Annotated in this window: 24 protein-coding genes and 1 pseudogene; 13 read left to right on the top strand and 12 right to left on the bottom strand. The window is 69.4% G+C overall.

Features of this window, described 5'->3' with window-relative positions:
- The first annotated feature begins 31 nt into the window (after positions 1 to 31).
- From PGN23_RS08195 to PGN23_RS08175, 5 genes are all read left to right on the top strand, one after another.
- Positions 32 to 982 carry a cation diffusion facilitator family transporter gene (locus PGN23_RS08195; protein ID WP_335302400.1) on the top strand — a complete coding sequence of 317 codons (951 nt, stop codon included), beginning with the start codon at positions 32 to 34 and terminating at the stop codon, positions 980 to 982.
- Positions 983 to 1,087: 105 nt separating this feature from the next.
- A complete protein-coding gene (locus PGN23_RS08190; protein ID WP_335302399.1) occupies positions 1,088 to 2,113 on the top strand; it encodes a sensor histidine kinase in 1,026 nt (341 codons plus the stop codon).
- Between the two features lie 157 nt (positions 2,114 to 2,270).
- A complete protein-coding gene (locus PGN23_RS08185; RefSeq protein ID WP_335302398.1) occupies positions 2,271 to 2,489 on the top strand; it encodes a hypothetical protein in 219 nt (72 codons plus the stop codon).
- Between the two features lie 297 nt (positions 2,490 to 2,786).
- Positions 2,787 to 4,898, top strand: coding sequence for a TonB-dependent siderophore receptor (locus PGN23_RS08180; protein ID WP_335302397.1), 2,112 nt, complete (start codon positions 2,787 to 2,789; stop codon positions 4,896 to 4,898).
- A gap of 297 nt (positions 4,899 to 5,195) precedes the next feature.
- Positions 5,196 to 6,236: a PepSY-associated TM helix domain-containing protein gene (locus tag PGN23_RS08175; protein WP_335302396.1), complete on the top strand. Its 1,041-nt coding sequence runs from the start codon at positions 5,196 to 5,198 to the stop codon at positions 6,234 to 6,236.
- Between the two features lie 118 nt (positions 6,237 to 6,354).
- Here the strand turns inward: PGN23_RS08175 and PGN23_RS08170 are convergent, their stop codons facing one another.
- On the bottom strand, positions 6,355 to 6,534 hold the full coding sequence (locus PGN23_RS08170) for a hypothetical protein (RefSeq protein ID WP_335302395.1): 180 nt from the start codon (positions 6,532 to 6,534) through the stop codon (positions 6,355 to 6,357).
- Here PGN23_RS08170 and PGN23_RS08165 point away from each other — a divergent pair.
- Positions 6,488 to 6,676, top strand: a pseudogene (locus PGN23_RS08165) (glyoxylate/hydroxypyruvate reductase A); the annotation flags it as partial. The gene PGN23_RS08170 and the pseudogene PGN23_RS08165 overlap by 47 nt on opposite strands.
- Positions 6,677 to 6,734: 58 nt before the next feature.
- Positions 6,735 to 7,160: an NAD(P)-dependent oxidoreductase gene (locus PGN23_RS08160; protein ID WP_335304551.1), complete on the top strand. Its 426-nt coding sequence runs from the start codon at positions 6,735 to 6,737 to the stop codon at positions 7,158 to 7,160.
- Here the strand turns inward: PGN23_RS08160 and PGN23_RS08155 are convergent.
- Positions 7,154 to 7,975: a hypothetical protein gene (locus tag PGN23_RS08155; RefSeq protein ID WP_335302394.1), complete on the bottom strand. Its 822-nt coding sequence runs from the start codon at positions 7,973 to 7,975 to the stop codon at positions 7,154 to 7,156. The genes PGN23_RS08160 and PGN23_RS08155 overlap by 7 nt on opposite strands.
- Positions 7,972 to 9,108, bottom strand: coding sequence for an aromatic ring-hydroxylating dioxygenase subunit alpha (locus PGN23_RS08150; RefSeq protein WP_335302393.1), 1,137 nt, complete (start codon positions 9,106 to 9,108; stop codon positions 7,972 to 7,974). The genes PGN23_RS08155 and PGN23_RS08150 overlap by 4 nt, the downstream gene beginning before the upstream one ends.
- 410 nt (positions 9,109 to 9,518) lie before the next feature.
- On the opposite strand from PGN23_RS08150, the gene PGN23_RS08145 reads away from it, so the two are divergent.
- The 3 genes from PGN23_RS08145 (at position 9,519) to PGN23_RS08135 (ending at position 12,929) form a co-directional block, all read left to right on the top strand.
- Complete coding sequence (locus PGN23_RS08145; protein ID WP_335302392.1) at positions 9,519 to 10,817, top strand: NADH:flavin oxidoreductase; 1,299 nt, start codon at positions 9,519 to 9,521, stop codon at positions 10,815 to 10,817.
- Between the two features lie 138 nt (positions 10,818 to 10,955).
- Positions 10,956 to 12,059 carry an LLM class flavin-dependent oxidoreductase gene (locus tag PGN23_RS08140; RefSeq protein ID WP_335302391.1) on the top strand — a complete coding sequence of 368 codons (1,104 nt, stop codon included), beginning with the start codon at positions 10,956 to 10,958 and terminating at the stop codon, positions 12,057 to 12,059.
- A gap of 81 nt (positions 12,060 to 12,140) precedes the next feature.
- On the top strand, positions 12,141 to 12,929 hold the full coding sequence (locus PGN23_RS08135; RefSeq protein ID WP_335302390.1) for a class I SAM-dependent methyltransferase: 789 nt from the start codon (positions 12,141 to 12,143) through the stop codon (positions 12,927 to 12,929).
- A 30-nt stretch (positions 12,930 to 12,959) separates the two neighbouring features.
- Here PGN23_RS08135 and PGN23_RS08130 read toward each other — a convergent pair whose 3' ends face one another.
- Genes PGN23_RS08130 through PGN23_RS08100 form a run of 7 tightly spaced genes read right to left on the bottom strand, consistent with a single transcriptional unit; the run spans position 12,960 to position 19,740 of the window.
- Positions 12,960 to 13,859, bottom strand: coding sequence for a dioxygenase family protein (locus PGN23_RS08130; protein WP_335302389.1), 900 nt, complete (start codon positions 13,857 to 13,859; stop codon positions 12,960 to 12,962).
- 17 nt (positions 13,860 to 13,876) lie between these two features.
- Entirely contained in the window at positions 13,877 to 14,941 is a 1,065-nt protein-coding gene (locus PGN23_RS08125; protein ID WP_443019804.1) for a maleylacetate reductase, read from the bottom strand.
- Positions 14,942 to 14,943: 2 nt separating this feature from the next.
- On the bottom strand, positions 14,944 to 16,644 hold the full coding sequence (locus PGN23_RS08120; protein ID WP_335302387.1) for an FAD-dependent oxidoreductase: 1,701 nt from the start codon (positions 16,642 to 16,644) through the stop codon (positions 14,944 to 14,946).
- A gap of 55 nt (positions 16,645 to 16,699) precedes the next feature.
- On the bottom strand, positions 16,700 to 17,476 hold the full coding sequence (locus PGN23_RS08115; RefSeq protein WP_335302386.1) for an SDR family oxidoreductase: 777 nt from the start codon (positions 17,474 to 17,476) through the stop codon (positions 16,700 to 16,702).
- A gap of 2 nt (positions 17,477 to 17,478) precedes the next feature.
- On the bottom strand, positions 17,479 to 17,886 hold the full coding sequence (locus PGN23_RS08110) for a nuclear transport factor 2 family protein (protein WP_335302385.1): 408 nt from the start codon (positions 17,884 to 17,886) through the stop codon (positions 17,479 to 17,481).
- The gene (locus tag PGN23_RS08105) at positions 17,883 to 18,752 is read right to left on the bottom strand and encodes an alpha/beta hydrolase (protein WP_335302384.1); all 870 of its coding nucleotides are present in this window, start codon (positions 18,750 to 18,752) and stop codon (positions 17,883 to 17,885) included. Before PGN23_RS08105 ends, PGN23_RS08110 begins: the two co-directional genes overlap by 4 nt.
- A gap of 28 nt (positions 18,753 to 18,780) precedes the next feature.
- On the bottom strand, positions 18,781 to 19,740 hold the full coding sequence (locus PGN23_RS08100) for an SDR family NAD(P)-dependent oxidoreductase (RefSeq protein ID WP_335302383.1): 960 nt from the start codon (positions 19,738 to 19,740) through the stop codon (positions 18,781 to 18,783).
- Between the two features lie 279 nt (positions 19,741 to 20,019).
- On the opposite strand from PGN23_RS08100, the gene PGN23_RS08095 reads away from it, so the two are divergent.
- The 3 genes from PGN23_RS08095 (at position 20,020) to PGN23_RS08085 (ending at position 24,398) form a co-directional block, all read left to right on the top strand.
- Entirely contained in the window at positions 20,020 to 20,985 is a 966-nt protein-coding gene (locus PGN23_RS08095) for a PDR/VanB family oxidoreductase (RefSeq protein WP_335302382.1), read from the top strand.
- A gap of 48 nt (positions 20,986 to 21,033) precedes the next feature.
- On the top strand, positions 21,034 to 21,669 hold the full coding sequence (locus PGN23_RS08090) for an NADPH-dependent FMN reductase (protein WP_335302381.1): 636 nt from the start codon (positions 21,034 to 21,036) through the stop codon (positions 21,667 to 21,669).
- 281 nt (positions 21,670 to 21,950) lie between these two features.
- The gene (locus PGN23_RS08085; RefSeq protein ID WP_335302380.1) at positions 21,951 to 24,398 is read left to right on the top strand and encodes a TonB-dependent receptor; all 2,448 of its coding nucleotides are present in this window, start codon (positions 21,951 to 21,953) and stop codon (positions 24,396 to 24,398) included.
- Positions 24,399 to 24,499: 101 nt separating this feature from the next.
- Here PGN23_RS08085 and PGN23_RS08080 read toward each other — a convergent pair whose 3' ends face one another.
- Both PGN23_RS08080 and PGN23_RS08075 read right to left on the bottom strand, forming a co-directional pair.
- Positions 24,500 to 25,231: a cupin domain-containing protein gene (locus PGN23_RS08080; protein ID WP_335302379.1), complete on the bottom strand. Its 732-nt coding sequence runs from the start codon at positions 25,229 to 25,231 to the stop codon at positions 24,500 to 24,502.
- A gap of 24 nt (positions 25,232 to 25,255) precedes the next feature.
- Complete coding sequence (locus PGN23_RS08075; RefSeq protein WP_335302378.1) at positions 25,256 to 26,059, bottom strand: 2-keto-4-pentenoate hydratase; 804 nt, start codon at positions 26,057 to 26,059, stop codon at positions 25,256 to 25,258.
- Positions 26,060 to 26,065 lie beyond the last annotated feature (6 nt).

The raw sequence follows: 26,065 nt of genomic DNA, 5'->3' as shown, positions 1-26,065 counted from the left end.
TATCGCGCGCCAGTGCGGTTAAGCGCGCGGAATGAGTACAGCAGGCGCCGGCCAACGCAACATCGTCGTCTGGGCGGCGCTCGCCGCGAACCTGGCGATCGGCGTCGCGAAGTTCGTCGCCGCCGCCATCACCGGATCGACCGCGATGCTGACCGAGGGGATCCATTCGGTCGTCGACAGCGGCAACCAGGTCCTCCTGCTCTACGGCGAGCGCCGGGCCAGGCGCCCGCCCGATGCGCTCCACCCGTTCGGATACGGGCGCGAGCTGTATCTCTGGGCGTTCGTCGTCGCGATCCTGATCTTCGCGGTCGGCGCGGTCGTCTCGATCTACGAGGGCTGGCTCCACTGGTCCGCGCCGGAGCCGCTCGGCTCGCCGGTCGTCAATTACATCGTGCTGGCGATCGCCTTCGCGCTGGAGGGCACCTCCTGGACGATCGCGCTGCGCGAGTTCGGCGCGGCCAAGGGGGAAGCCGGCTGGTGGCAGGCGGTGAAGGATTCGAAGGACCCCGCGACCTTCACCGTCCTGTTCGAGGATTCGGCGGCGCTGGCGGGTCTGATCGTGGCCGCGGCCGGCGTATGGGCCAGCCACCATTTCGACGACCCGCGGCTCGACGGGCTGGCGTCGATGACGATCGGGGCGATCCTCGCCTTCGTGGCGATCGTCCTCGCGCGCGAGGCCAAGGGATTGCTGATCGGCGAGCGAGCGGACCCCCGGCTGGTCGACGGCATCGCCCGGATCGTGGCGGCGCACCCGGTCATTTCGGGCGTCAACCACGTCCGCACGATCCACACCGCGCCCCGGCAGGTGTTCGTCGCGATCAGCGCCGACTTCGACGACGGCGTCAGGATGGGCGACGCGGAGCAGTTCATCGAGGAGATCGAGGACCGGCTGCGTGCCTCCTTCCCGCAGCTGTCCTCGATCTACATCCGCCCCGAAAAGCGCGAACAGGCCGCCACCTTCGCCGGGGACGCGGCGGCCTGACGACCGCATCGCCGTACGGACACCGCAAAAACCCTAACCTGAATTTGCAACCGGCCGCGTGATCGCGCAGGGAAGCGCGACACAGCAGGGCGTTAGACGAAAACCATGGGGGCAAAGCGCCGGATCTTCGAGCAACTGCCGCTGCTGCGCGGGCGCCGGGTGCTGGCCTATGCGATCGCCCTGGGGCTTTCCGCGGTCGCGTGGTGGATCCGTTGGGAGCTGGACCCCGCCTTCCCGCCCGGCTTCCCCTTTCTGACGTTCTTCCCGGCCGTCATCATCTCGTCGTTCCTGTTCGGGCGCGGGCCGGGGACGATGTCCGCGCTCGTGTGCGGGCTGCTCGCCTGGTATTTCTTCATCCCGCCGGCCCGCACCTTCCACATCGACGCACGCACGCTGGTCGCGCTGGGCTTCTATGCGGGCGTCGTCGCGGTCGACATCGTCCTCGTCGATGCGATGCAGCGCGCCAACGAGCGCTCGGCGCGACTGGCCGCGGAGCAGCGCCGGCTGGCGGAGCGGACGGAGCTGCTGTTCAGCGAGCTTCAGCACCGCGTGTCGAACAACATCCAGATGGTCGGCGCGATGCTGTCGCTGCAGCAGCGCCAGGTGACCGATCAGATGGCGCGCATGGTCCTGACCGATGCCTCCACGAAGCTCCAGCTGATCGGCCGCATCCAGCGCCAGCTCTATTCGACGACCGGCGAGCAGGTGCCGCTCGACATCTTCCTGCGCGACCTGATGGCGGACCTGTTCGCCGCGGACGTCAAACCGGGCATCATCCACCGGATCGAGGCGGTGCCCGGGATCCGCCTCTCGCCCGACGCGGCGATCCCGCTCGCCCTCATCATGGCGGAGGGCATCGCCAACGCGATCGAGCACGGCTTCGCCGATCGCGACGTCGGCCATGTCGTCGTCACGCTGACCCGCGCGGGCGAGGCGATCGAGCTTTGCGTCATCGACGACGGCGCGGGCCTGCCGCCCGACTTCGATCTCCAGCGGTCGGACAGTCTGGGGCTGAAGCTGGTACGCAACCTGGCCGCGCAGATGAAGGCGCAGGTCGATATCCGGGATGGACCGTCGTCGGGCACCGTCTTGCGCCTGTCCCTGCCGGACAATGCCGGCCGGCGACGCTGAGGCGGGCGCACGCTGCGCGAACGGCTCGGCCGGGCGCGCGGACTGCGCTTCGCCAGGAAGGAGCCGATCCGGCTCGCCGGCCGCGCCGGTCCGAAACCCTCTCGACAGCATCGCCTGTCCCTTCTATCGCGATGTTATGTTATTACACTGCGAGACGATGACCTTCACGGGCGTCCATGACGATCGGTCCCGCTTCGTCGATCCGACGGCGAACGTGGCGGCGTGCCACCGCGCGCGCGCGCGACATTCGCTGCGCCCGCAGCATATCGACCCGATCACCCGCGACGTCGCGGTCGCGACGCTACGCGGGGATCTGCCGAACGCCGAGCGCCGCCTCGCCCGCGCGATCGATCCGGCACCCGTCGCCCGGCACTGACCACCCGCGGGCGGGACGTGCGGAGCGCAGGTTCGCCGCGTTCGAGCCTGCGCCACGGCATTTTCCCCGCCGCGGACCATCGCCATTCAACACAATCGCCCGCAAGGGGCGCCCGATTTGATCGATTATGTCCTGTGCGTGCGCCTAGCCTCGCTTCAACTAGAGGTGCGCAGGCATCCTTCGGATCGGCACCGCCACGGCGGTCGGGCGCATACCCGGCCGGATGGCGAGCAACCGCCGGCCGGAACTCGTCGCAGGACCGACAGGAACAACGATTTCCACAAGGGGGGAAGACCAATGCGAGCTTTTCGTTCGATCCTGATCGCAGGCGTCGCCGCTGTCGCCGTGCCTGCGCTCGCCCAGGCCCAGCAGGCCGAGACCAACGCGCCCGGCGAGGACATCGTCGTCACCGGGCTGAAGCGGCAGTATTTCGGCGACACGCCGGTCAAGGAGATTCCGCAGGCGGTCCAGTTCCTGGACGGCGACCTGCTGAAGGACCTGAACGTCACCCGGCTCGACACCGCGCTGGAGCTGGCGAGCGGCGTGTCGAAGCAAAACAATTTCGGCGGCCTGTGGGACAGTTTCGCGATCCGCGGCTTCGCGGGTGACGAGAATTTCCCCAGCGGCTTCCTGGTCAACGGCTTCAACGGCGGCCGCGGCTACGGCGGCCCGCGCGACGCCTCCAACGTGGAGCGGATCGAGGTGCTCAAGGGCCCGAACTCCGCGCTGTTCGGCCGCGGCGAGCCCGGCGGCACGATCAACATCGTCACGAAGAAGCCGACGTTCAAGACATTCGGCAGCTTCGCGATCCAGGGCGGCAGCTTCAACACCTTCCGTGTCGAGGGCGACTACAACCTCCCCGTCAGCGACGCCTTCGCGATCCGCGTCAACGGCGCGGTCGAGGATGCCGACAGCTTCCGCGACACGATCCACACCCGCCGCTACTTCCTGACGCCGTCGATGCTGCTGAAGCTCGGCGAGGGCACGATCGCCACCTACGAGATGGAATACGTCAATCAGGAGGTGCCGTTCGACCGCGGCGTCGTCGCGGTGAACGGCACGCTGGGCCTCATTCCCAATTCGCGCTTCCTGGGCAATCCCGCCGACGGCCCGATCACGGTCAAGGTGCTGGGCCACCAGCTCCAGCTGCAACAGGATCTGAGCAGCGACTGGACGCTGCTGCTGGGTGCCGGATACAAGGACACGATCTTCCGCGGCTTCTCCAGCGATCCCGAACTGGCCGCCGCGCGCCAGCAGCTGTTCGTCGACGGCCGCACGCTGTCACGCCAGCGCCGCTTCCGCGATTATTCCACCACGCACAAGACCGTGCGCGGCGAGGTGTCGGGCAAGCTCGCGACGGGATCGGTGATCCACAACATCCGCATCGGCGCGGACTGGGATCAGTTCGACATCAACTCGGTCCAGCAGCGGTTCCGCCCGACGCTGGCGGGCAATCGCTACGCGATCGACATCTTCAACCCCAATTACAACGTCGTCGCCCCCGTCCCGACCGCCGCGTTGCAGGACAATACCGAAACGCAAAAGGCCTGGGGCATCTATGCGCAGGACCAGATCGAGCTGACGCAGGCGATCAAGGTGCGGTTCGGCGGACGCTACGACGATTTCGACCAGAGCATCGTCAACCGCCTCGCCACCACCGCGACCGGGCGCAACCCGCGCAAGAGCTACACCCGGTTCAGCCCGATGGCGGGCGTCGTCGTGGAGCCGACCGACGCGCTGTCGATCTACGCCAGCTACGGTCGCGGCTTCCGCCCCAACAGCGGCCTGGGCTCCAACGACCAGCCGTTCAATCCCGAGCTGAGCAAGGCGTATGAGGTCGGTGGAAAGGTCGTCACCAGCCGCATCACCAGCACGCTGTCGCTGTTCACGATGCAGAAGACGAACATCCTGACCAACGACCCCTTCAACCCCGGCCTGTCGCGCGCGGTCGGTTCGGCGGAAAGCAAGGGCATCGAGTTCGACGCCGATGTGAAGCTGCCGATGGGCATCCAGATGCTGGCCGCCTATTCCTACATCGACGCCAACTGGACCGACGGGCTCGACCCCTCGCTGGCGATCAAGCGCGGCGACCCGCTCATCAACGTGCCCAAGCATCAGGGCAATCTGCTGCTGTTCAAGAGCTTCCCGGTCGCGGATCGCGAAGTGACGCTGGGGGCGGGCGTCAACCACGTCGGGCGGCGGCTGGGCGAGACCGGCACCCAGTTCTTCCTGCCGGCCTATACGCTGGTGCGGCTGACCGGGTCGATCGAGGTATCGCCGGGGGTGAAGCTGAACGCCGACGTCAGCAACCTCTTCAACGAGCAATATTACGCCAGCTCCTATGCGGCGCTGTGGGTCCAGCCGGGCGCGCCGCGGGCGTTCAACGTGCGCGCCACGTTCAACTTCTGACGGCCTTCGCGGACGCCCCTTTCAGGGAATCGCCGCGGACCGGGGATACAGGCCGGGACCCTTGCAAAAGGCTACGCCGTGCTCCTGCGCAGGCAGGAGCCCAGGGTCGCACGCCCCACAGGCGCTGTTCTGCCTGGCCCTGGGCTCCTGCCTGCGCAGGAGCACCGGGACGTCTTTTTTCAATGGTCCGGGTCGTTGCCGTGGTGGAGCGTGCCGGGTGACGGGCCAGGCTTTGCAGCGATCCCCGCCGGGGCGCCCGCGCGGCTTCTTCTTCTTCTTCAACGACCGGAGGCGGTGGTGAACCGTGCGTTGCTCTTCCGCCTCCATCGCTACGTCGGCCTGGCGCTCGCCCCGCTGCTGCTGCTTCAGGCGGCGACGGGCATGCTGCTGCTCTGGCATCGTCCGGCCGCGCGGCTCATCGATCCCGCCGGGATGACCAGCCGCCACCGCGGCACCGCGATCACCGCGGGCGAGGCGGTGCGCCGTTCCGAGGCCGCGCTACCGCACGCGCGCGTCGTCCGGCTCGACTGGCCCGCGACGCGCGACGACACGTTCCTCGCCCGGCTCGAAGCCCCCGGTCGCACGGCCTATGCCTCGATCGACCCCGCGGGGGGCGCGGTGCTGCGCCGCGGCGCGATCTCCGCCTTTCCGGTCGAGCTGGCGCTGGCGCTCCACCATCGCCTGCTGTCGGGGCGCATCGGCATGGCCGTCGTCCTGCTCGACGCGCTCGCGCTGCTGACGCTCGCGGGCACCGGCCTCGTCCATTGGTGGCCCCGGCGCGCGCCGCGGCTGCGCCAGCTGTCGGTCCGCTGGACCGTCGCCCCGCGACTGGTCCTGCGCCAGCTGCACCGCACCGCGGGCGTCGCGATGTCCGCAATCCTCGCCTTCAGCGCGAGCACCGGCGTGCTGCTCGTCGTGCCGGAGCTCGCCGGCGGCGCGGCGCCCCCTGCGGTCCGCGGGGCGATCGACGCCGCGACGATCGATCGCGCGGTGCTTGCGGCACGGACCGCGCTGCCCGGCGCACCGATCCACGACCTGCGCGTCACCGATAGCGCACTGATCGTCAACATCGACGCCCCGGAACAGGGCTCCCGCGCGCTGCACCGCGTCCTCGTACCGCTGCACGGCGGGGCTTTGCCCACGGTCCGGCGCGCCGGCGACGACCCGGCATGGTGGCCGACGATCCTTCCGCTTCATTCCGGTGGCACCTTTGGCAACATCGGCCGCCTGGTCCTTCTGGCCGGCGCGCTCACGCTCGCCATGCTGGCGATCTCCGGGCCGGTGATGTGGGGCCAAGCCGCCGCCAAGGCCCGTTCCCCCCGGAGGCAGACCGCATGACCTTTTACTTCACCTCCACGCCGGAGCGCGGCGCCGTCTGGCGCGCGCTGTTCGCGGCCGAGGCACCCGACCTCGCCTTCGTCACGAAGGAGGACGCGCCGCCCCCCGCCGACACCCGCTACCTCGCCGCCTGGGCGCCGACCGCCGAGCTGATCGCGCAGCTCCCCGCGCTGGAGGTGCTGTTCTCGATCGGCGCGGGCGTCGACCAGGTCGACACCTGCGTCCTTCCCGACCATGTCGCGCTGGTCCGCATGATCGAGCCGGGCCTGACGCAGGGGATGATCGAATATGGCGTCATGGCGACGCTGATGCTCCACCGCGAGATGATCGACTATCGGCTGGCGCAGCGCGACGGCCGCTGGGCACCGCGCCCGCTGGTGCCCGCCGCGCGGCGCCGCGTCGGGGTGCTCGGTCTGGGCGAACTGGGGCAGGCGGTGCTGGCGGGCCTGCGCCCCTTCGGCTTCGCCCTGTCCGGGTGGAGCCGCTCCCCCCCGCACCCTGCCCGGCGTCGCGTGCCACGCCGGCGCAGACGCGCTGCCCGGCTTCCTGGCGGCCTGCGACATCCTGATCTGCCTGCTCCCGCTGACGCAGGAGACGCGGGGCATCCTGAACCACGCCACGCTGTCGCAGCTGCCGCGCGGTGCCGCCATCGTGAACATCGCGCGGGGCGGGCATCTGGTGGCGCAGGATCTCGTCGCGCTGCTCGACGAGGGGCATCTGAGCGGCGCGGTGCTCGACGTCGCCGAGCCCGAGCCGCTGCCGCCCGAGCATCCGCTGCTGCGTCACCCCCGCATCGTCGTCACGCCCCACATCGCCAGCGCGACCAGCGCGCAAAGCGGGGCGCACGCGGTGCTCGACAACATCCGCCGGCATCGCGCCGGGCAGCCGATGCTGGGACTGGTGGCGCGCGATCGCGGCTACTGACGGTAGCGCGCCTGCGCGGTCATCGCGATCGCGCCGTCGCACCGGACCGCGCGCACCGCGCCCTCGCCGCACCGCTCCAGCACCACCGGCTGCCCCAGGAACAGCGGCGCTTCGGCACGGAACGAGAAACCCGCCAGTTCGCCGTCCCGCGCCGCCAGCCGCGCCAGCTTCGCCGCGGTCAGCGGCCCATGGACGACGAGCGCGGGATAGCCCTCGACCGCGGTCGCGTACGGATGGTCGTAGTGGATGCGGTGCCCGTTGAACGTCGCCGCGGAGAAGCGGAACAGGTTCACTTCGTCCGGCTGCCACCGCTCGCCGTCGGGCAGCGACGCCGCCGCCACCGGCATCGCGACGGGCGCGCCCTGATCGCGATAGACGTACGTCTGCCTCTCGCGCACGCGCACCACGCCCGCCTGGATCAGCGTCCGCGCGACCTCGACGAACACCAGATCGCCGGAGCGCCCCTGCTTGTGGCGTACGTCGACCACCTCGCTCTCCAGCGCCGCCTCCGCGTCGAGCGACAGCGGCGCGTCGAAGGTCATGTCCGCCGCCGCGAACATCCGCCGCGGCAGGCTAATCGCGGGCAGGAAGTCGCCCCGCCGCGGATGCCCGTCCTCCCCGATCTCGCTATCCTGCGGCATCGGCAGGAAAAACGCCCAGTGCGGCAAGGGAACGGCCGCATCCCCCGCCGCCACGCCGACCGCCAGCGCGAAGCGGCTGAGATCGCCCGCGCACAGTCGCTCCCGCTGCGTCACGCGCCGCCCCACCGCCCCGCGCCAGTCCGCCAGCGTCGCCTCGTCGATCGGCTGCATCATCCTTTCCCGCGGGCGATCGGCTCGCCCGGCGAGCCGGCGTCCCGCGCCCGCTCCCCGGCGATGACGCGATCGATCAGCAGCCGGGACCGTGCGCCCCCGGCGTCGATGTTGAGCTTGAGCAGCCGGCGACCGGGATGGTCGAGCAGATTGCGCTGCTGCTTCTCCAGCATCTCCAGATCCTCGGAGAAGATCTTCCCCTGCCCCTCGCGGATCGTCGCGGTCAGCGCCGCGTTCTCGACCGCGAACTGCCGCGCCATGCCCCAGAAATACCAGTGCGACGTCTCGGACTCCGGCGTGATGAAGTCGACCACGATGCTCGCCGCCTTGCGCTCGCGCGGTGCATCCTGGCCGCCGTTTCCGGTCAGCGCGACGCCCACCTCGATCATCACGTGGCTGGGCAGGGTGAAGCGGCAGACCTGCCAGCGGTCGACGATCGCGTCCTCCGGCAGCCCGGCGCCGCGCAGCGCCATGCGCCAGAACGGAGGCGCGCTCACCCCCTCCATCGTCCGGCTGGTGACGATCTCCTCACCCTCCACCCGCGTGCGGACCGGCGCCTCGTCGATCTCCTTCTGTCCGATGCTGGACGCATGGACATAGGTTTCGTGCGTCAGGTCCATCAGGTTGTCGACCATCAGGCGATAGTCGCAGGCGATGTGGTACATGCCGCCGCCATAGGCCCAATCGTCGCTCTCCGCCCAGGGAAGGTGATGAAGGTGAGCCGGATCGGCCCGTTCGGGATCGCCCGGCCATACCCAGACGAAGCCGTACCGCTCGATCACCGGAAAGGCGCGGATGGCGGGGAAATTGCCGACCCGCTGCCCCGGCATATTGTCCGCGCGCCCGCTGCACGCGAGCGCCAGCCCGTGATAGCCGCAGACCAGAGTATCCCCCCGCACGAAGCCGAGGGAGAGCGGCGCGCCGCGGTGCGGGCAGAAGTCCTCCAGCGCGGATACCACGCCATCCCCCCGCCGGAAGAACACCATGCGCTGGCCGCAGATCTGCCGCCCCAGCGGCTTGTCGGCGACCTCGTCGGGGGTGGCGGCGACGTACCACGCGTTGACGGGCCACGTCGCGGTTTCGGAGCCGAGGTGCGGTGCGGGCACGCGCTCGACGGTTGCGGGGGCAGCAGTCATGCGCCCGCTCGCCGCATCGGCGATTGCCCGACAGTCCGTCGACGATCTCGTACCACCGCTGCTCTCCCGTCCGGTCCCGGCCCCATTCGCCGGGTCGTTCGTTGCGTATGCCGCACTTTCCGATCAGTGGCATCATTTACCGCGAACATGGCTCCCACAAGTAGCGGACATCGTGGAGCCCGACCGGGCAGCCATGGCAGCCCCCACCGTCTGGCCGCGCAGACCGAGCGCGGACCTGTTCCCCGCCCGCGATCCCAACTCCGCCTTCTGGTCCGCATTCCCGACCCAAGCTGACGGATCGCCAATTGTACTGGACATATGGTCAGATTAGATTCATTCGATCGAGACACCGACGGTACGGCAAGGCCGCCCGCAGACGGTGCCCGCAAGCTGGAGGGGGTTACGCGGCGATGCACAAGGTTTCAGCGGAACAGGCGTCGGACATCCTGTCCCGGCCGATCCGGATCAACGGGCTGACGATCAGGAACCGCATGGTGCTGGGGCCGATGGCCGCGAACGGCCCGACCGCGGACGGTCATGCCAGCGACCAGACGATCGCCTTTCTCGAGGAGCGCGCGCGCGGCGGTGTCGGCCTCATCATCCTCGGCGGGATGGTCTCGACGCAGCGCGGCTGGGATGAATCCCGCTTCCGCCCCGTCCTGCGCACCGACAGGGACGAGTTCATACCCGCGCTGGCGAAGGCCGTGACGGCGGTCCACGCGCTGGGCGTGCCGATCATCGCGGAGATCGCCCCCGGGTTTGGTCGGATGGGCGTTCCCTCGGCCGATCGCCCGATCATCTCGGCAAGCCCGCTCAACCTCGTGATGAAGAGCTCGCCGATGATGCTCGTGCCCGGCGGCGAGATGACGACGCCGATGCCGAGGGAAGCGACGGTGGCGGAGATCAAGGGATACGAGACGGAGATGGTGGCGTCCGCCGTCAGGCTGAAGACGGCCGGGTTCGACGGGATCGAGATCGCCGCCATGATGAGCTATTTCCTCGCCTCCTTCCTGTCGCCGCGGACGAACTGGCGGACGGACGACTACGGAGGGTCGGTGGAAAACCGCGCACGGATCGTCGTCGACATGGTGCGCGCCATCCGCGAGCAGGTGGGTCCCGACTTCGTGATCGGCCTGCGGATCGCGGCGAACGATTATATGCCCGACGGACAGGGCCCCGAAGGCTTTCTGGACATCGCGCTGGAGATCGAGAAGGCGGGCATCGACTATGTCGCGCTCGTCTATGGCTGTTACGAGGCGCTCGACGTCACGCCCGACGCGGACGGCGCCAATCTGATCGAGAACGGCGAGGCGCGCTATTTTCGCGAGCGGCTGTCGGTTCCCGTCATGATGGGGGGACTGCATGATCCGACGCTTGCGGCGGCGGCGGTCGAGGAGGGGCACACCGACCTCGTCATGCTGGCCCGTCCGTTGCTGGCCGATCCCGGTTACGCCGGCAAGGTCACCGGCCGCCGGATCGAGGATATCGTGCGCTGCGACCGCAACGGGACGTGCATCAAGCGGCTGGCGACGGGGATGCCGATCCGGTGCACCAGGAACGACCGCATGGGCCGGGAGAGCCGGAAGCCCGGCGCGATCCCGCCGATCGACCGCATCCTCAAGGCGCCGATCGAGGAGATCGCGTTGAAGGCGCTCGGATCGAAGACGCTGATGAACGTCGCGGGGAAATTTATGACGACACCGGACTGATCGCACCCGGGGCGAACGGTCGCATTTTTTTAGTTCAAACGGACAATATAAAGGTGTATGACATCATCCATCGCCTGATCCCCTGCCCCGCAGGGAGACCATCAGGAACGCTGATTCACGGCACGAGGGAGATGATGCATGATCAAGCCTTGGTTGTTCGAATTTTTCCGCGCCCCCACCGAGAAGGGCGTGCTGATCCAGCAGCCGCGCCAGGGGCTTGGTCCGCAGGACGTGCAGGACCAGTTCACGGCCTATTGGGACATGTGGACCAAGGCCGAGGACCATGGGTTCGAAGGCATCTTCTTCAGCGAGCATCATTTCGGGCCCGGCTACAGCCCGTCGCCCAATCTGCTGATCGCGGCGCTGGCGCCCGTCACCAGGACGTTGCGCTTGGGCGTCATGGGCGTGGTCCTGCCCTATTACGAGCCGTGGCGCGTCATCGAAGAGATCGGGATGCTGGACCATCTGACCAACGGCCGGCTCGAGGTCGGCACCGCAAGCGGCATCCCCCCGGAAATGGCAAAGGTCGGCCTCGGGGTGCAGCAGGCGAACGAGCGCAACACCGAGGCGCAGGACCTGCTCGACTGGGTGATGACGCATCCCGGTGAACCGATCAACCACGCGGGCAAGCACTGGACGTTCAACGATCTGACGCTGGTCCCGATGCCGTTGCAGCGCCCCACGCCCAACCGCTGGACCACCGTCGTCAGCGAGGGATCGGCGCGGCGGGCGGCGCATCGCGGCACGAAGATCTGCACCGGCTTCAACTCGCTGGCGCAGATCAGGACGGTGTTCGACGGCTATCGCGAGGAAGCGGCCAAGACCGGGCTGGCGACGTCGCCCGATTCGTTCGGCCTGCGCCGGATCGTCATCGTCGACAGCGACGGCGACAAGGCGCGTGCGGTCGCGGCGAAGGTGCACGAGCAGGTCATCACCATGTTCCTGAAGCACGACGACCGCGTCAATCACGGGCCGGTGCCGGACGCGCCGCAAAAGGCGTCCGGCGGGATGCAATTGTCGACGGAGGAGTTCATCGCGGGCAACCCGGCCGAGGTCGCCGAGCAGATCGAGGCGCAGTGCGAGGCGATCGGCGCCGGCCACTTCATGGCGATGCTCGACAATCACGGCAACGTTCCCGAGAACAAGGTCGCGTTCGACCTGTTCGGACAGGAGGTCATCCCGCTGCTGCGCGGCACCGCGGCCGCGGCACCCCGCGCGATGCCCGCGGCGGTCAACGCCTGACGCGATCGCTGCCCGGCGGTAAGGGGAGCGGCGTCGCACGACCGGCGCCGCCGCCGCGACGACAGACTGGAGAGGACCATCATGGCACAGCCCACCGCCACGGCGGCGGCCGACGATTATCAACGTCTGGCCGCCGAGCAGGCGATCGTCGTCGAACGGCTCGCCGCGGACATCGGCATCCCCGCCGGCGCCCGCGTGCTCGACATCGCCTGCGGCACCGGCCACGCCGCGCTGGCGGCGGCGCGGCGCAATGCCGAGGTGGTGGGGATCGACATCGACAAGCCGTCGATCGCGCGGGCGCGGTTCCGCGCCGAAGCCGAGGGTCTGTCGGGGATCGACTTCCAGGTCGGCGATGCGCGCACCTTGCCCTATCCGGACGCGAGCTTCGACGTCGTGCTCTCGACGCTGGGCCTCGTGTTCTTTCCCGATCAGGAAGCCGCGGCAAAGGAACTGGCGCGCGTCACCCGGCCCGGCGGGAAGATCGCGCTGACCGCCTATACGACGCGGAGCATCCCGGCGCAGATGTTCGATCTCGGCCACGAACTGCAAGGTGCGCCGATCCCGGCCCATCCGCATTACGCCTGGTCCAACGGCCCCCGCGCCGCCGCGCTGCTCCATCCCTATTTTCGCGACGTGCGCGTGCGGCACGACCGCTTCGAGACCTGTTTCGCCTCGGCCGCGGCGTGGACCGATCACGTCGCGCAGTGGAATCCCAACATGCGCAAAATGCTCGCGACGAGGCCGGCGGAATTCGCCGCCCAATGGCGCGCGCGCGCGCAAGCGATCATGGAACCGCACAACCGCGCGACCGACGGCACGTTCCTGGCCGACATGGACTATGCGATCGTCACCGCGCTGCGCAGGCCGTAACGGTCGGCCGCAGCGCGGAACCTCGGGCGATCAGGCGGTGGGGACGAGGACGAAATCCCAGTCGACCCGCCAGAAGGGATTGGGCAGGCCGACACGCTTGGCCTCGGCCGCGTCGTCGACATGCTCGGTCTGCGCGATCAGCGACGATTTGACCCCGAACACCGCATCGGTCGGCAGATAGTCGCAGTCCGGCATGAAGATGTGCGTCACCACCCGGTCGTAGCCGGGCGCCGTGACGATGAAATGCAGGTGCGCCGGCCGGTTGACGCTGCGGTCTAGCGCGCGCAGCAGCTCGCCCACCGGCCCGTCGTCGGGGATCGGGTAGAAGCGCGGCTTGACGGTGCGGAACCAGTAGCGGCCGTCCGCCTCCGCGGTGAAGACGCCGCGCAGGTTGTTGGCGGGTTGCACGTCTTGCTGCTGCACGTCGTAGAAGCCGTCGTCGTTGGTCGCCCACACGTCGAGCGTGGCGCCGGGAACGGGGCGTCCCTCACCGTCGATCACACGGCCGCGCACGAGCATGGGCTCGCCCTTGCCGTCGAGGCAGATGTTCTCGCCGCTGGCATAGCGCGGCGCGTCGGGCACGTAGAAGGGGCCGAGGACGGTATTCTCGGTCGCGCCGTCCGGCCGGTGGTGGTTGATCGCGTCGACCAGCATCGACACGCCGAGGATGTCCGACAGCAGGATGAACTCCTGTCGCCAGTCGGTACAGATCTGCCCCGTCCGCGTCAGGAACTGGATCGCCGCGAGCCATTCCTCGGGCGTGACCGCCGCCTCGCGGATGCCGGCGTGGAGATGGCGGACCAGGGTCCCCAGCACCTCGGCGGTGCGCGCGTCCGCCGCCGCGCCGTTGCGGGCGGCGACCACCTCGGCCGATCGCCGCTCGTCGAAATAGGCGAGGTCCTGGTCGGACCGTGTGGGGTGCTCCGTCATGCTCGTGGGCTCCTGTGTCATGCGGCGGCCGGCGGGGCACCTTGCCAGGCCCGGCGCAGCGTCGCCTGAAGCGCGGCGCGATCGAGCGGCCGGGGATTCCAATAGGGGTTGGCCATCGCCAGGTCGACCGCCCGGTCGATACCGTCGTCCGGCATCCCCAGCCCCCGCAGCGATTGCGGCGCGCCGAGCGTCCCGGCGAGGTCGAACAAGGCGCGGGCGGGATCGTCGGTGCCGAGCGCGCGGCGAAGCGCCGCCATCGCCGGCGCTACCGCGGGACCGTTGTAGGCGAGCGCGTGCGGCAGGACGACGGCGTGCGTCTCGGCGTGGGGCAGATCGAAGCTGCCACCCAATGTGTGGCACAGCTTGTGATGCAGCGCCATGCCGACCGCGCCCAGGCAGCAGCCGCACAGCCACGCTCCGTACAGCGCCTGCGCCCGCGCCTCGCCGTCGTCCGGGTCGGCGGCGATGTCGGGGAGCGCGGCGGCGAGCGCGCGCACCCCCTCCTCCGCCATCAGGTCGATGATCGGGTTGCGGTCGCGCGCGTAGAGCGCCTCGACCGCATGGGCGATCGCATTGAGGCCGCTCGTCGCCGACAGCCCCGGCGGCAGGCCTCGGCTGAGCGCCACGTCGTAGATCACCGTTTCGGGCAGGATCCGCGGCGAGGACCGCGTCGTCTTCACGCCGTTCTCCGTCTCGCCCAGGATCGGCGTCATCTCCGATCCGGCATAGGTCGTGGGAATGACGATCTGCGGCAGGTCGGTGCGCCAGGCGATCGCCTTGCCCAGGCCGGTCGTCGATCCGCCGCCAATCGCCACCACGCCGTCGACGCCGGCGGAGCGGACGAGGGCCATCGCCTCGTCGGTGACCGTGACCGGCGTGTGCATCGCCGCGTCGGTGAAGGTGCCGGCGCAGGCGTCGGCCATCATGGCGCGGACGCGCTCCGCCTCGCCTGCCTGCGCCGCGGTGGAAAGGACGAGCACACGGTGCAGGCCGAGCCGCTCGACCTCCTCGGGCAATCGGGCGAGCGTGCCGTCGCCGAAGACGACGCGCGTCTGGAGCGGCTGATAGACGAACGCGCGCATCGTCATGCCCGCGCGGCAGCGGGGCGCGCGACGGCCGCCGCACGCCCGAGCACCGTATCGAACATTCCGGTCGCGCCGATCCCGCGTCCATCGCCGCGCCAGGCGACGATCTGGTCCGGGCGCACGAGGACGAACGGAGCAGCGTAGAGCAAGCGCGCCTCCGGCGTCGTCACGCGCACGATCGTCAGCGCGACGCCCGCGGCACCCGCCGCGTCGGCGATCGCGCGCTCCTCATCGCTCGCGTCCTGCGTGGCGATCAGCGCCCAGTCCGGACCGAGCCGGTCGTAGATACTCGCTCCATCGTCGAGCCACAGGTGCGGCAGCCGCCCGCCGGGGGACGCGCTGGGCTCGTAGACGTCCATCCGGTCCGCGGTAGGCGCGAGCCCGTCGGACAGGATGACGGGCGACGCGTCGTAGCGGCCGCCGAAGGTGATGCCGGGGATGTTGAACTCGCGACGCGCATGCGCCTCGAGATAGTCGGCCGCCGCCGCCCGCGCCGCCTCGCCCTCCGCATCGTCGCGCTCGAGCGCGGGATCGGGCACGAACTCGCCGATCGATCGCGCAAGCTGCCTTGCGAAGCCGGTGTTGCGCAACGCCAGCGGCCGGCGCTCCGCCTCGTAGCTGTCGAGCAGCGCCGGGCCACCGACGCCGCGCACCAGCGCCGCGAGCTTCCACCCCAGGTTCACCGCATCCTCCACCGCGGTGTTGTAGCCGAGGCCGCCGGCGGGCGTGAACAGGTGCGCGGCGTCGCCCCCGATCAGCACACGCCCGTCGCCGAAGCGATCGGCAACGAGCGCATGACCCGCGATCCACGTGTCGACCGACAGCAGCTCGATCGCGATCGATCGCCCCATCACCTGGTCGAACAGCCGCCGCGCCAGATCCGGGCCGACGTCCTGCGCTTCCTCGTCCGGCTTGAGCTGCGTGTGGAAGGCGAATTCGTCGACGCCGTTGACCGCCGCGACCCACGATCGCCGCTCCGTGTTGAACGCCCAGTACATCCAGGCGCGATCGTGCGGCACGGCGTCGTAAAAGCCCGGCGCGCGCAGATGGACCGCGACCATCCGACCGCCCATGAAGTCGCGCGTCACCCCGGTCTCGCCGGCAAGGCGGATGCCGAGCTCGCGCCGGACCAGGCTGCGCGCGCCGTCGCCGCCGACGAGGTAGCGCGCACGGATGCAGCGGGTGGCGCCGGTGCCGCTGTCCACCGCCACGGCATCCACGCCCGTCGCGTCCTGCGAAAAGGATTGCAGCCCGACACCGTACTCGACCGAAGCGACGCGTTCGGCATGACGGCGCAGCACCGGCTCGACGAACTTCTGCGAGACGCGGTGCGGCAGCTCGGCGGCGTTGTTCATGCCGATCGCCGCGGCCCCTTCCCTCGCCAGTTGCGCTGCGTCGCGCGATGGCGGCCGGCGGAAACGCGCCAGCTCGCGCGCGGTGTATCGGGTGAAATAGGCGATGTCGGTCGGATAATCGGCAGGCAGACCGAGCGCCCGCACCTCGTCGGCGAAGCCGAGGCGACGGAAATGCTCCATCGTGCGCGCCTGGGTGGCGTTCGCCTGCGGGTTGACCGCTGTTCCCGGCCGCGCATCGATCACCGCGGCGTCGACGCCGCGCCGTCCCAATTCGATCGCCAGCGTCAGACCGAACGGTCCGCCGCCCGCGATCAACACATCGACGCTCGCCCCGCCCGTCGTCATCGCCTGCCCTCCACCAAAATCGTCATCTCGCGCGACGGACGCCCGGCCATCCGGCTCAGCAGAGCCCCTCGTACGAGCCGCCATCGACCTGGATATTCTGTCCCGAGATGAAGCCCGCCTGCACGCTGCACAGGAAGGCGCAGGCACCGGCGAATTCCTCCGGCCTGCCGAACCGCTTCGCCGCGATCGTGTCGGCGATCTGCCGGCGCGCCTCATCGTAGCTGACGCCCTGCTCGGCGACGATGCGGTTGGCCATGAACACCTGTCGCGGGGTGTCGATCCGCTCGGGCAGGAGGTTGTTGATCGTCACGTTCTCCCGCGCCACCTCGATCGAGATCGCCTTGGAGATCGCGGTCAGCCCGGCGCGCGCGGACGTCGACAGTCCCATGAAATAGCGCGGCGACTTCACCATCGCCGAGGTGATGTTGACGATCCGGCCGAAGCGGCGCTCACGCATTCCGGGGATGAAGTGGCGGAGGAACTGGATCGCGGGGATCATGTTGGCGTTCACCGCGCCGATCAGCGCCTCCTCGTCCCAGTCGGGCAGGATGCCCGGCGGGGGTCCGGCATTGTTGTTGACGAGGATGTCGATGTCGCCCGCCGCGGCGATGATCGCCGCACGCCCTTCCTTGCTGGTCTGGTCGGCGGCGACGAAGCGGACGGTGCCGCCCTCCCCGGTCAATGCGGCGGCGGCCTTTTCCAGCTTGGCCTCGTCGCGGCCGTTCAGCAGCACCTCGACGCCCTCGCTCGCGAGTTGCCGGGCACAGGCGTAGCCCAGCCCCTGCGACGATCCGCACACCAACGCCCGCCGTCCGGCGATTCCCAGATCCATCTTCAGCCGTTCCCCAAAGTGAGTTGAAAGTTGACGAAGCGCCACGCGCCGTCCTCGCGCCGCAGCACCTGCGTCGCCATCCCGTCGAGCACGCGCGGTCCATCGGGCGTGGTCAGGTGGTTGGTGAGCCGGCCGGTCAGGACCGCGACATCGCCGTAGCGGCGCACCCGCAACGGCCCCCGCTCGATCGCCACGAAGGCGCGGCGCGCCCCGATATGGGCGAGGATCCCAGCCTTGTCGTGGACCAGTGCGTTCGAATGGATATGGACCAGATCGTCGGCGAACAGCGCGTCGAGCGTCGCGATGTCGCCCGCGACCGTGGCCGCGCGGCGCCGATCCTCCGCCGCCAGGATCGCCGCCGTCTCCTCGTCGTGCACATCCGGCGTCCCGCGTGCGTCGGCGCCGCTCATCGGGGGGCTCCCGCCATCATCCGGCCGAACTCCTCGGGGCTGGAAGCGCGAGCGAAGGGATTCTGCTCGCGCGCCTCGACGGCCAGCGTCTCGCGGTCGAGCAGGGTGCGGCGCAGGAAGAAGGCGACGGAGTCCATGACACCGGGACTCATCCCCGGCGTGCTCGGGAATTCGTGCACCTGGGAATGGAGGTAGTGAAATTCGACCTCCGCGCCCGCGGCGACGAACGCGTTCAGGAGGTCCAGCCCGGCGGCGAGCGGCTGCATATAGTCCGCCATGCCGCCGACGATGAACGTCGTGGGAAAGTTCGGATTGACGTAACGGATCGGGCTGATCTCGCGCGCCCGGGCGACGCCGCCGCCGGCGACCAGCGCGCTGAGCGGCGGGCGTTCGAGCGCGGCGGGCGCGGCATCCAGGCGGGCAGGAGCGAAGAACGACACCACCGCCGCGACCTCGGCGCCGCCCGAATCGCCCAGCGCGCGCTCATGACCCGACCCGTCCTGCGTGCCGGCGGCAAGCAGGGCGAGATGCGCGCCGGCGGAAAAGCCGATCAGCGCGACCTTCGCCGGATCGACGCCGAGCTCGCCCGCATTCGCCTTCACCCACCGCACCGCGTCGCGGACGTCGTCCAGCTGTGCCGGAAACGGCGCCTCGCCCAGCAGGCGATATTCGGCGGCAACGGCGGTGACGCCCGCCGCGGCGAGCAGACGGGCGTAGCCGTGCATCGTCGCGCGATGGCCCATCGCCCAGCCGCCGCCGTGCAACAGGATCGCCGCCACCCCGTTGGGGCGGTCGGGCGCGAAGACGTCGAGCGCCAGGTCGCGACGACCGTCGCCTGCCACCGACATCGCAGAAAAATCGGACATGATGCCTCCTTCGTGCGCGATGCCGCGGTCAGGCGCGCTCGATCGCGGCGAGCGCCTCGATCAACGCCGGCGCGGGGGTCGGATTGGGCTGGAGGCCCTTGATGCCCTGCGTCCGGCCGTCCTGCTGCTCGGGGAAATCGGCCAGCGCGGCCGCGAGCCCCTCGGGCGTCCACGGTCGCTCGCCGTTGTCGACGTGCCGCGAGACCGTCCAGCCGTCGAACAGCGTGATATCGTCCCCGACCACGCCGATGACGCGCCCGGTGAAGCGGCAGGCGGGCGAGGCGAGATACGTGGCCAGCGTCGCCGCGTGCTCGGGCGACACGCGATCGAACCCCTCGGGCACCTGGCTCATCATCTCCCCCGCGACGTGCTCGCTGATCCGCGAGCGCGCGACCGGGGCGATGCCGTTGACCCGCACGCCCAGCTCGGCGAGCTCGATCGCGCAGGAGATGGTGAAGCCCGCGACTCCCGCCTTTGCCGCCACGTACATCGGATTGCCGGGGATCGGGGTCAGGCCGACGCCGGACGACGTATTGACGATGCGGCGCCCCGCCTCCGGCCCCCGTTCGCGCCAGTGCTTCGCCGCCCAGTGACTGAGCGCGGCCGTGCCGGTGAGGTTGACCGCGATCGTCTGCTCCCAGTCGCGGCGCGACACCTGGTCGATCGAGCCGAAGCGCGCGATGCCCGCGTTGTTGACCACGATGTCGAGCCGGCCGAACGCGCGAACCGCGGCCTCGACGATGGCGGCCGCCGCGTCCCAGTCGGAAATGTCGGTCGTATCGGCGACGGCGCGCCCGCCCGCCGCGACGATCTCGGCGACCACCTGCTGGGCCGGGCCACCGTCGGCAGCACCCTCCCCGTCGAACCCCGCGCCGAGGTCGTTCACGACCACCGCCGCACCCGCCCGGGCGAGCGCGAGCGAATGCGCGCGTCCGATCCCGCGACCACCACCCGTCACGATCGCGACCTTGCCGTCCAGTAGAGCCAAGCCACCTCTCCCTCGCTACGCGCTCGCCCGGTGGCGGCGCCCTGTCCTTGTGCACCTGTTGTGCAGGTATCTTGCCCAAATGTCCAGTATTATGCCATAGCCCTTTGCGCGGGCCGGATGGACACGGACCCGCTGGGAGAGAGGGATGCGACACGCGACCACCGCGGGCGGCGGAAGATCATGCCCACCCGTGCACGGGAAGACGCGGCCGTTCGAACCGCGCGGACATCGTCCCGGATCGACGGCAATCCGCGCGCGACGTACGGACCGGACGGCACGATGAGCGACATCGTCCGCACCGCCCGCGTCAGCGGCATTGCCTGGGAAGCCACGGACGTCTTCTCCGTGACGCTGGCGGGTCTCGACGGCGACACGCTCGCGCCGTTCGACCCCGGCGCGCACATCGACATCGAACTGCCCAACGGCCTGATGCGCAGCTATTCGCTGTCGAACCCCGATGGTCGCGGGCCATATCGGCTCACGATCGCCCGCGACGCGGCCAGCACTGGGGGCTCGGCCTATGTCGCGGAGCAGCTCCGCCCGGGTCAGACCGTCCGTATCAGCGACTGGCGCAACAATTTTCCGCTCGCGGAAGGGGCGGCGCTGTCGGTCTTCATCGCCGGCGGGATCGGGGTGACGCCCTTCGTTCCGATGGCGGCGCGCCTCAACGCGCTCGGACGCCGGTGGCGCCTGCATTATTGCGTGCGGACCCGCGACCGCGCCGCGCTGCTCGGCGAACTGGAGGCGCTGGCATCGCAGGGCGCGGGCGAGATCGTACTCAACGTCGATCACGAGCCCGGCGGCGCGCTGCTCGACATCCGCGGCATCGTCGCCGCGCTCGGGCCGCAGGACCATGTCTATTGTTGCGGGCCGGCGGGGATGCTGGACGCGTTCCGCACCACCACCGCGCAGGAGGGTGTCGAGGAGGCGCGCGTCCACTTCGAATATTTCAAGAGCAACGTCGAGGTGGCGGCGGGCGGCGGATACGATCTGGTTCTTTCCAAAACAGGTCGGACGGTCAGGGTTGCGGAGGGCGCGACGATCCTGGAGACGCTGCTCGCCGCCGGTCTCGACGTCCCGTTCTCCTGCGAGGAGGGCGTGTGCGGGGCCTGCGAGACGCGCGTGCTCGCGGGCGAACCCGACCATCGCGACCTGATTCTCAGCGACGCCGAACGCCGGTCGAACGCGGTGATGATGATCTGCTGCTCCGGCGCGAAATCGCCTTCGCTCACGCTCGACCTCTGATCCGGGGATCGCCCGTCGCTGCCCCTTCATCGCATCAGGAGAAAACCGATGACCGATCTTCCCGCCCTTGCCGTCGACCGCCTGCCCGCCCATGCCGCGGACGGACCGCCGCCACGTTTCCTGCTGCTGTACGGCTCCGCGCGTCCGGGCTCGTTCAGCCATCTGCTGGCCGAGGAGGTCGCGCGCCTGTTGCGGCATCTGGGCGGCGAGACCCGCCTTTTCGACCCCGCCACGCTGCCGCCCCCGGGCAGCCCCCCCGGCGACGCGGCGACCGCCGAACTCCACGCCGCGGCGCTCTGGTCCGATGCGCAATTCTGGTGCAGCCCGGAGAATTACGGCACCGTGTCGGCGGTGCTCAAGCATCAGCTCGACAGCTGCCCGCCCGTGGTCGAGGGCCGCCCGCTGTTCGGCGGAAAGCCGCTCGCCACCGCGCAGGTGTGTGGCGCGGGCCCCAGCTTCAACACCACGATGGCGCTGGCGGCGATCGGCCGCTGGCTCGGGATGTTCGTGACGCCCTCGCTGGTCTGCGTGCCCCAGGTGCAGACACAGTTCGAGGGCGGCCGCCTGAAGGCCTCGCCGTTCTACGACCAACTCGTCGATCTGGCGGAGGAATTGTTCAAGGTGACCGTCGCGCTGCGCGCCGGGCGGGGCGCCTTGCTCGACAGGTACAGCAAGCGCGCGTGACGGCCCGAGTCGGCGTCCGGGCGGCGGATCGGCCGGCCCGGACGCCGATCGCTCCATTTTCAGGCGCGAGCAGCCGGCACCGACGCTATATTATCCATTTTGACAATTTAGCAGAAATCTGTTCCAAGGGTCACGACGGCAGATCGATCTGCCGCACCCGCTACCACGCTTTCGGACTTCGAATCGGGGTGCAGGAAGGAACTGGCCAAGCGAACAACACACGATCGTTCAGGACCAGGACCAGGGCGCAATGACCCGGTCGTTGAAAGGGAGAGGACAGGATGAATCGCTTCAAGATCCCCGCCATGTTGCTGGCCGGTACGATGCTCGGCACCACCCCGGCGCATGCGCAGGTGACCCCGGCGCCCGTGGTGCCGAGCGCGGAGGCACCTGCCCCGCAGACGACCGCACCGCCCCAGAGCACGAGCCAGGCCGACGGCATTCAGGACATCGTCGTCACGGCCTCGCGCATCAGCGACACGTCCCAGCGTACCGCGCTCGCGCTCGACGTCATCCAGCCCGAGGCGCTGACGCAGGTCACCCAGCCGCAGGACCTCACGAAGCTCGCCCCGGCGGCCCAGATCGGCAATGCGGGCGGCGCATCGCCGCTGCTGTACGTGCGCGGCGTCGGCACCTTCTCCAGCAACGCCATCACCGATTCGGCGGTGGCGGTGAATTACGACGAGATCTACCTCGGCCGGCCGACATCCTCGTTCGGCCTCTATTACGACCTGGCGCGCATCGAGCTGCTGAAGGGGCCGCAGGGCACGCTCTACGGCCGCAACGCGACCGGCGGCGCGCTCAACATCATCCCCGCGACCCCCAAGCTCGGCCTTCATGAGGGATCGGCGACGATCAGCACCGGAAACTACCAGGCGGTGAACGCTCAGGCGTACGTCAATCTTCCGCTCTCGGACAAGGCGGCGCTGCGCGTTTCCGGCATCTCCTACAGCCACGACGGCTATAATTCCGACGACACCTACACCGAAAAGGGTACCGGCGGACGCGTCCAGTTGCTGTTCCAGCCGGATGACCGGGTCACGATCCGTCTGGCCGGCGACTTTTTCCATCTGGGCGGGACGGGCCCCACCGGCACGCTGCTCTCCGCCACCAATCCGCAGACGGGCGCACTGATCCCGACCGGCTTCTCGCCCGACGTCGGTCTGTTCGACCCGCGCTCGGTCGCGTTCCTCAATTCCGCATTCGTCCCGACCGCGGGCACGGTCGCGGGTCCCGTCACCCGCCGCCCCTCCCTCGACAACATCTTCTACGGCGCCAGCGCACACGTCGATGCGGACCTCGGCTTCGCCCAGCTGGCCGTCGTCGGCGGCTGGCGGGGCGCCGAGCAGGAGGTGGTGCAGACACCGGGCGCCTTCTTCCTCCAGAACTCCGAGAAGGACGAGCAATACAGCATCGAGGCGCGGCTGAACGGGACGGTCGGGGCCTTCGACTGGCTGCTCGGCGGGCTGTATTTCACCGAGGACATCGACGACCTGCTCCGCGTCAACTTCAACGTGCTCGGCAGTTCGGGCGCGTTCAAGGCGAAGAACGAATCCACCGCGGCGTTCGGCAGGATCGTCTGGAACATCACCGACACCTTCCGCGCCTCGGGCGCCGCCCGCTATACCAAGGACGTGAAGACGATCGCCGGCACCACCACGACGGCGACGGGAATCTGCACCGCGCCCTCCCACGTCTGCCCCGATTTCCGGCGCCTGCCCGCGACCATCGACGATCTGCCCGCCGCGCTGCTGAGCATCGGCTATGTCCAGCCGCCCGGCGTCCCGGTCTATGTCGACGTGACCGGGCAGTCGAACGCGATCTACTCGCCATCCGTCATCCCGCTCGACGCGCGGACGGCACCCGACAAGGTGACCTATCGCGGCGCGGTCGAATTCGAACCCCGCTCGGGCTCGCTCCTCTATGCGAGCGTGGAGACCGGATATCGCAGCGGCGGCTTCTCGTTCTCGACGGTCCAGCCGGTCTTCGGTCCGGAAACGATCACCGCGTACACGATCGGCGCGAAGAACCGATTCCTCAACAACCGGCTCCAGTTGAACATCGAAGGCTTCTACTGGAAGTATAAGGACCAGCAGGTCACCCACAACGGCATCGGCACGAACGGCGGACTGGAGTTCGTGACCGAGAACATCGGCTCGTCCACCAACAAGGGGGTCGAGGTCGATCTGACCGCCAAGCCGTTCCGCAACACGCTGCTGAGCGCCAACGTCCAGTATCTCGACGCGCGCAACGACAGCTTCGTCTATACCGAAGTGGACACCAGTTCGCTCGGCGGATTGCCCGCCGGGACCGTCCCGCCGGCGACCCGATGCCCCTATCAGATCGTCTCGGGCAATCGCTATCGGATCGACTGTTCGGGCACGCGCGCGCTGCGGTCGCCGGAATGGACGATCAACCTCGGCGCACAACAGACGTTCGAGGTCAGCGACGATCTTCGACTGACGCTCGAAGGCAACACGCACTATCAGACCAGCAACATCGTCATGTTCGAACGGCGCGACTTCTCCGTCCAGCCCGCCTATTGGGTGACGGATCTGGCCGTCACCCTGTCGGCCGCGGACGACCAGTGGAGCCTTGCCGGCTTCGTCAACAACGTCGGCGACGAGCGGTTCTTCACCACCACCTATTACAGTTCGCTCAACGGCATCACGCAGGGGAATTATTCCCCCCCGCGCACGTACGGCGCGCGCTTATCGTTCCGTTACTGACGAAGGAGACCGTCCGCCGCGGGGGGCGGACACCGCGCAGCAAAGGGGCCGCTCCGGCAAATTCCGGAGCGGCCCCTTTCGTCCGTGCTGTGCTTCCCGGCTCAGGCCGGGATGGATGTCAGCAACGCCGCCTCATGCTCGTGGATCGTCACCGCATAGTCGAAGATGTCGTCCGCCGCCGGCTCCGGGACGAGGAAGGTGACGTGGCGCTCGACCGCGCCGGACGCGTTGAAGTTGCGGTGCACGACGCCCGGCGGGAAGATCACCAGCGTCCCCTCGCCCGCCGTGACCCGCGCCCGGCCGATGTCGATCGTCATCTCCCCCTCCAGGATGACGTACATCTGCGCGAAGGCGTGGATATGCCAGTCCGGGCTGCCCGATCCCGGCTGCACCTGGAGGATGTTCATGCGCAGCGCCTGAGAGCCGCGCGAACGGTCGGTCAGGCTCTGATAGGCGAAGCCGCCCTCGGTCCATTTGGACGGGTCGATCGCCACCACCTGCGCGGGATGATCCGCCTGTGCGCGCGCACCGTCGGGCAAGGGGGCGATCACCTCCAGCCACAGGGTCTCGCCCGCGACCCGGACGTCGGCCGGGGCGCCCGCCGGGATGACGATCAGCTCGCTCGCCCGCGCGACCGTCTCGCCTCCTGCCCCGCGCAGCGTCGCCTCGCCGATCAGCGGCAGGACGAAGCGGTCGTTCCCGGCATCGGCGCCGTCGACCGACCCCGCCCCGCGACGCAGTCGCATCGTGCAGCCGACGCCCTCCTCGGCGGCGACCAGCGTCTCGACGGGGGGGCCGGCGACGCTGCGATCGAACGGTCGGATATAGCGCATGACGAAAACTCCCTGAGCGCGACGTCAGGCGGCCGACGGATCGGCGAAGCGGACCGAAACGCCGCCCAACGTCTGGAATTGCAGATGGGCCGAGCGATGAGCGGCGGTGACGACCTGCGGCGGCGCCAGGCTTCCGGTCATGACGACCTGCCCGGCGTGCAGCTTCTCGCCGATGCGCGCCAGCCCGGCCGCCATCGCCGCGACGACGGTCAGCGGACTGCCCATCGCCTCGAACCCGGTGGCGCCGGCGCGCACCTCGCCGTCGATCGCGACCAGGCACCCCTCGGCGCGGCAGTCGAACCCGGCCGCGGGCGTGATCCGGTCCCCGAACACCACGAACCCGCCCGCCGCCTTCTGCACCGCGATCATGTGCTGGTTGCTGTATGCCCCCTCCAGCGCGCCGCGGCGCAACGGCGCGACCTCGATCGCCGGAAAGAAGCCGTCGACCGCACGAAGCACCTCCGCGGCGGTCAGGTCCGGCCCCTCCAGGTCGCGATCGAGGATCAGTGCCATCTCGCTTTCGATGAAGGCGCGGTCGCTGTCGAGCGACACCGCCTCGCCGTCGCCGCGCACCAGCGATGCCAGCAGCGTGCCGATCATCGGGCGCGGGGCATCGGGGAACATCGTGCGGATCGCGGCCGAGGTGAACGATGCCTGGTGGCCGACGATCCGATCCCCTTCGACGACCCGCCGCCGCTTGACCGCGAGCTGGAGCGCCAGCGCGCCGTCCTGCGTCAGGTCGGGTTGCAGGCGCAGGATCTCGCGATCGGGATCGCCGTCGACACCGGGCTGCTCGAGGTGACGGATCAGATCGTCGGACGTGGTCATGGCGGG

The organism is Sphingomonas adhaesiva, from assembly GCF_036946125.1.
Lineage (GTDB): Bacteria > Pseudomonadota > Alphaproteobacteria > Sphingomonadales > Sphingomonadaceae > Sphingomonas > Sphingomonas adhaesiva_A.
Note: the sequence above shows the minus strand (reverse complement) of the source record. Positions and strands in the feature narration are given on the sequence as shown.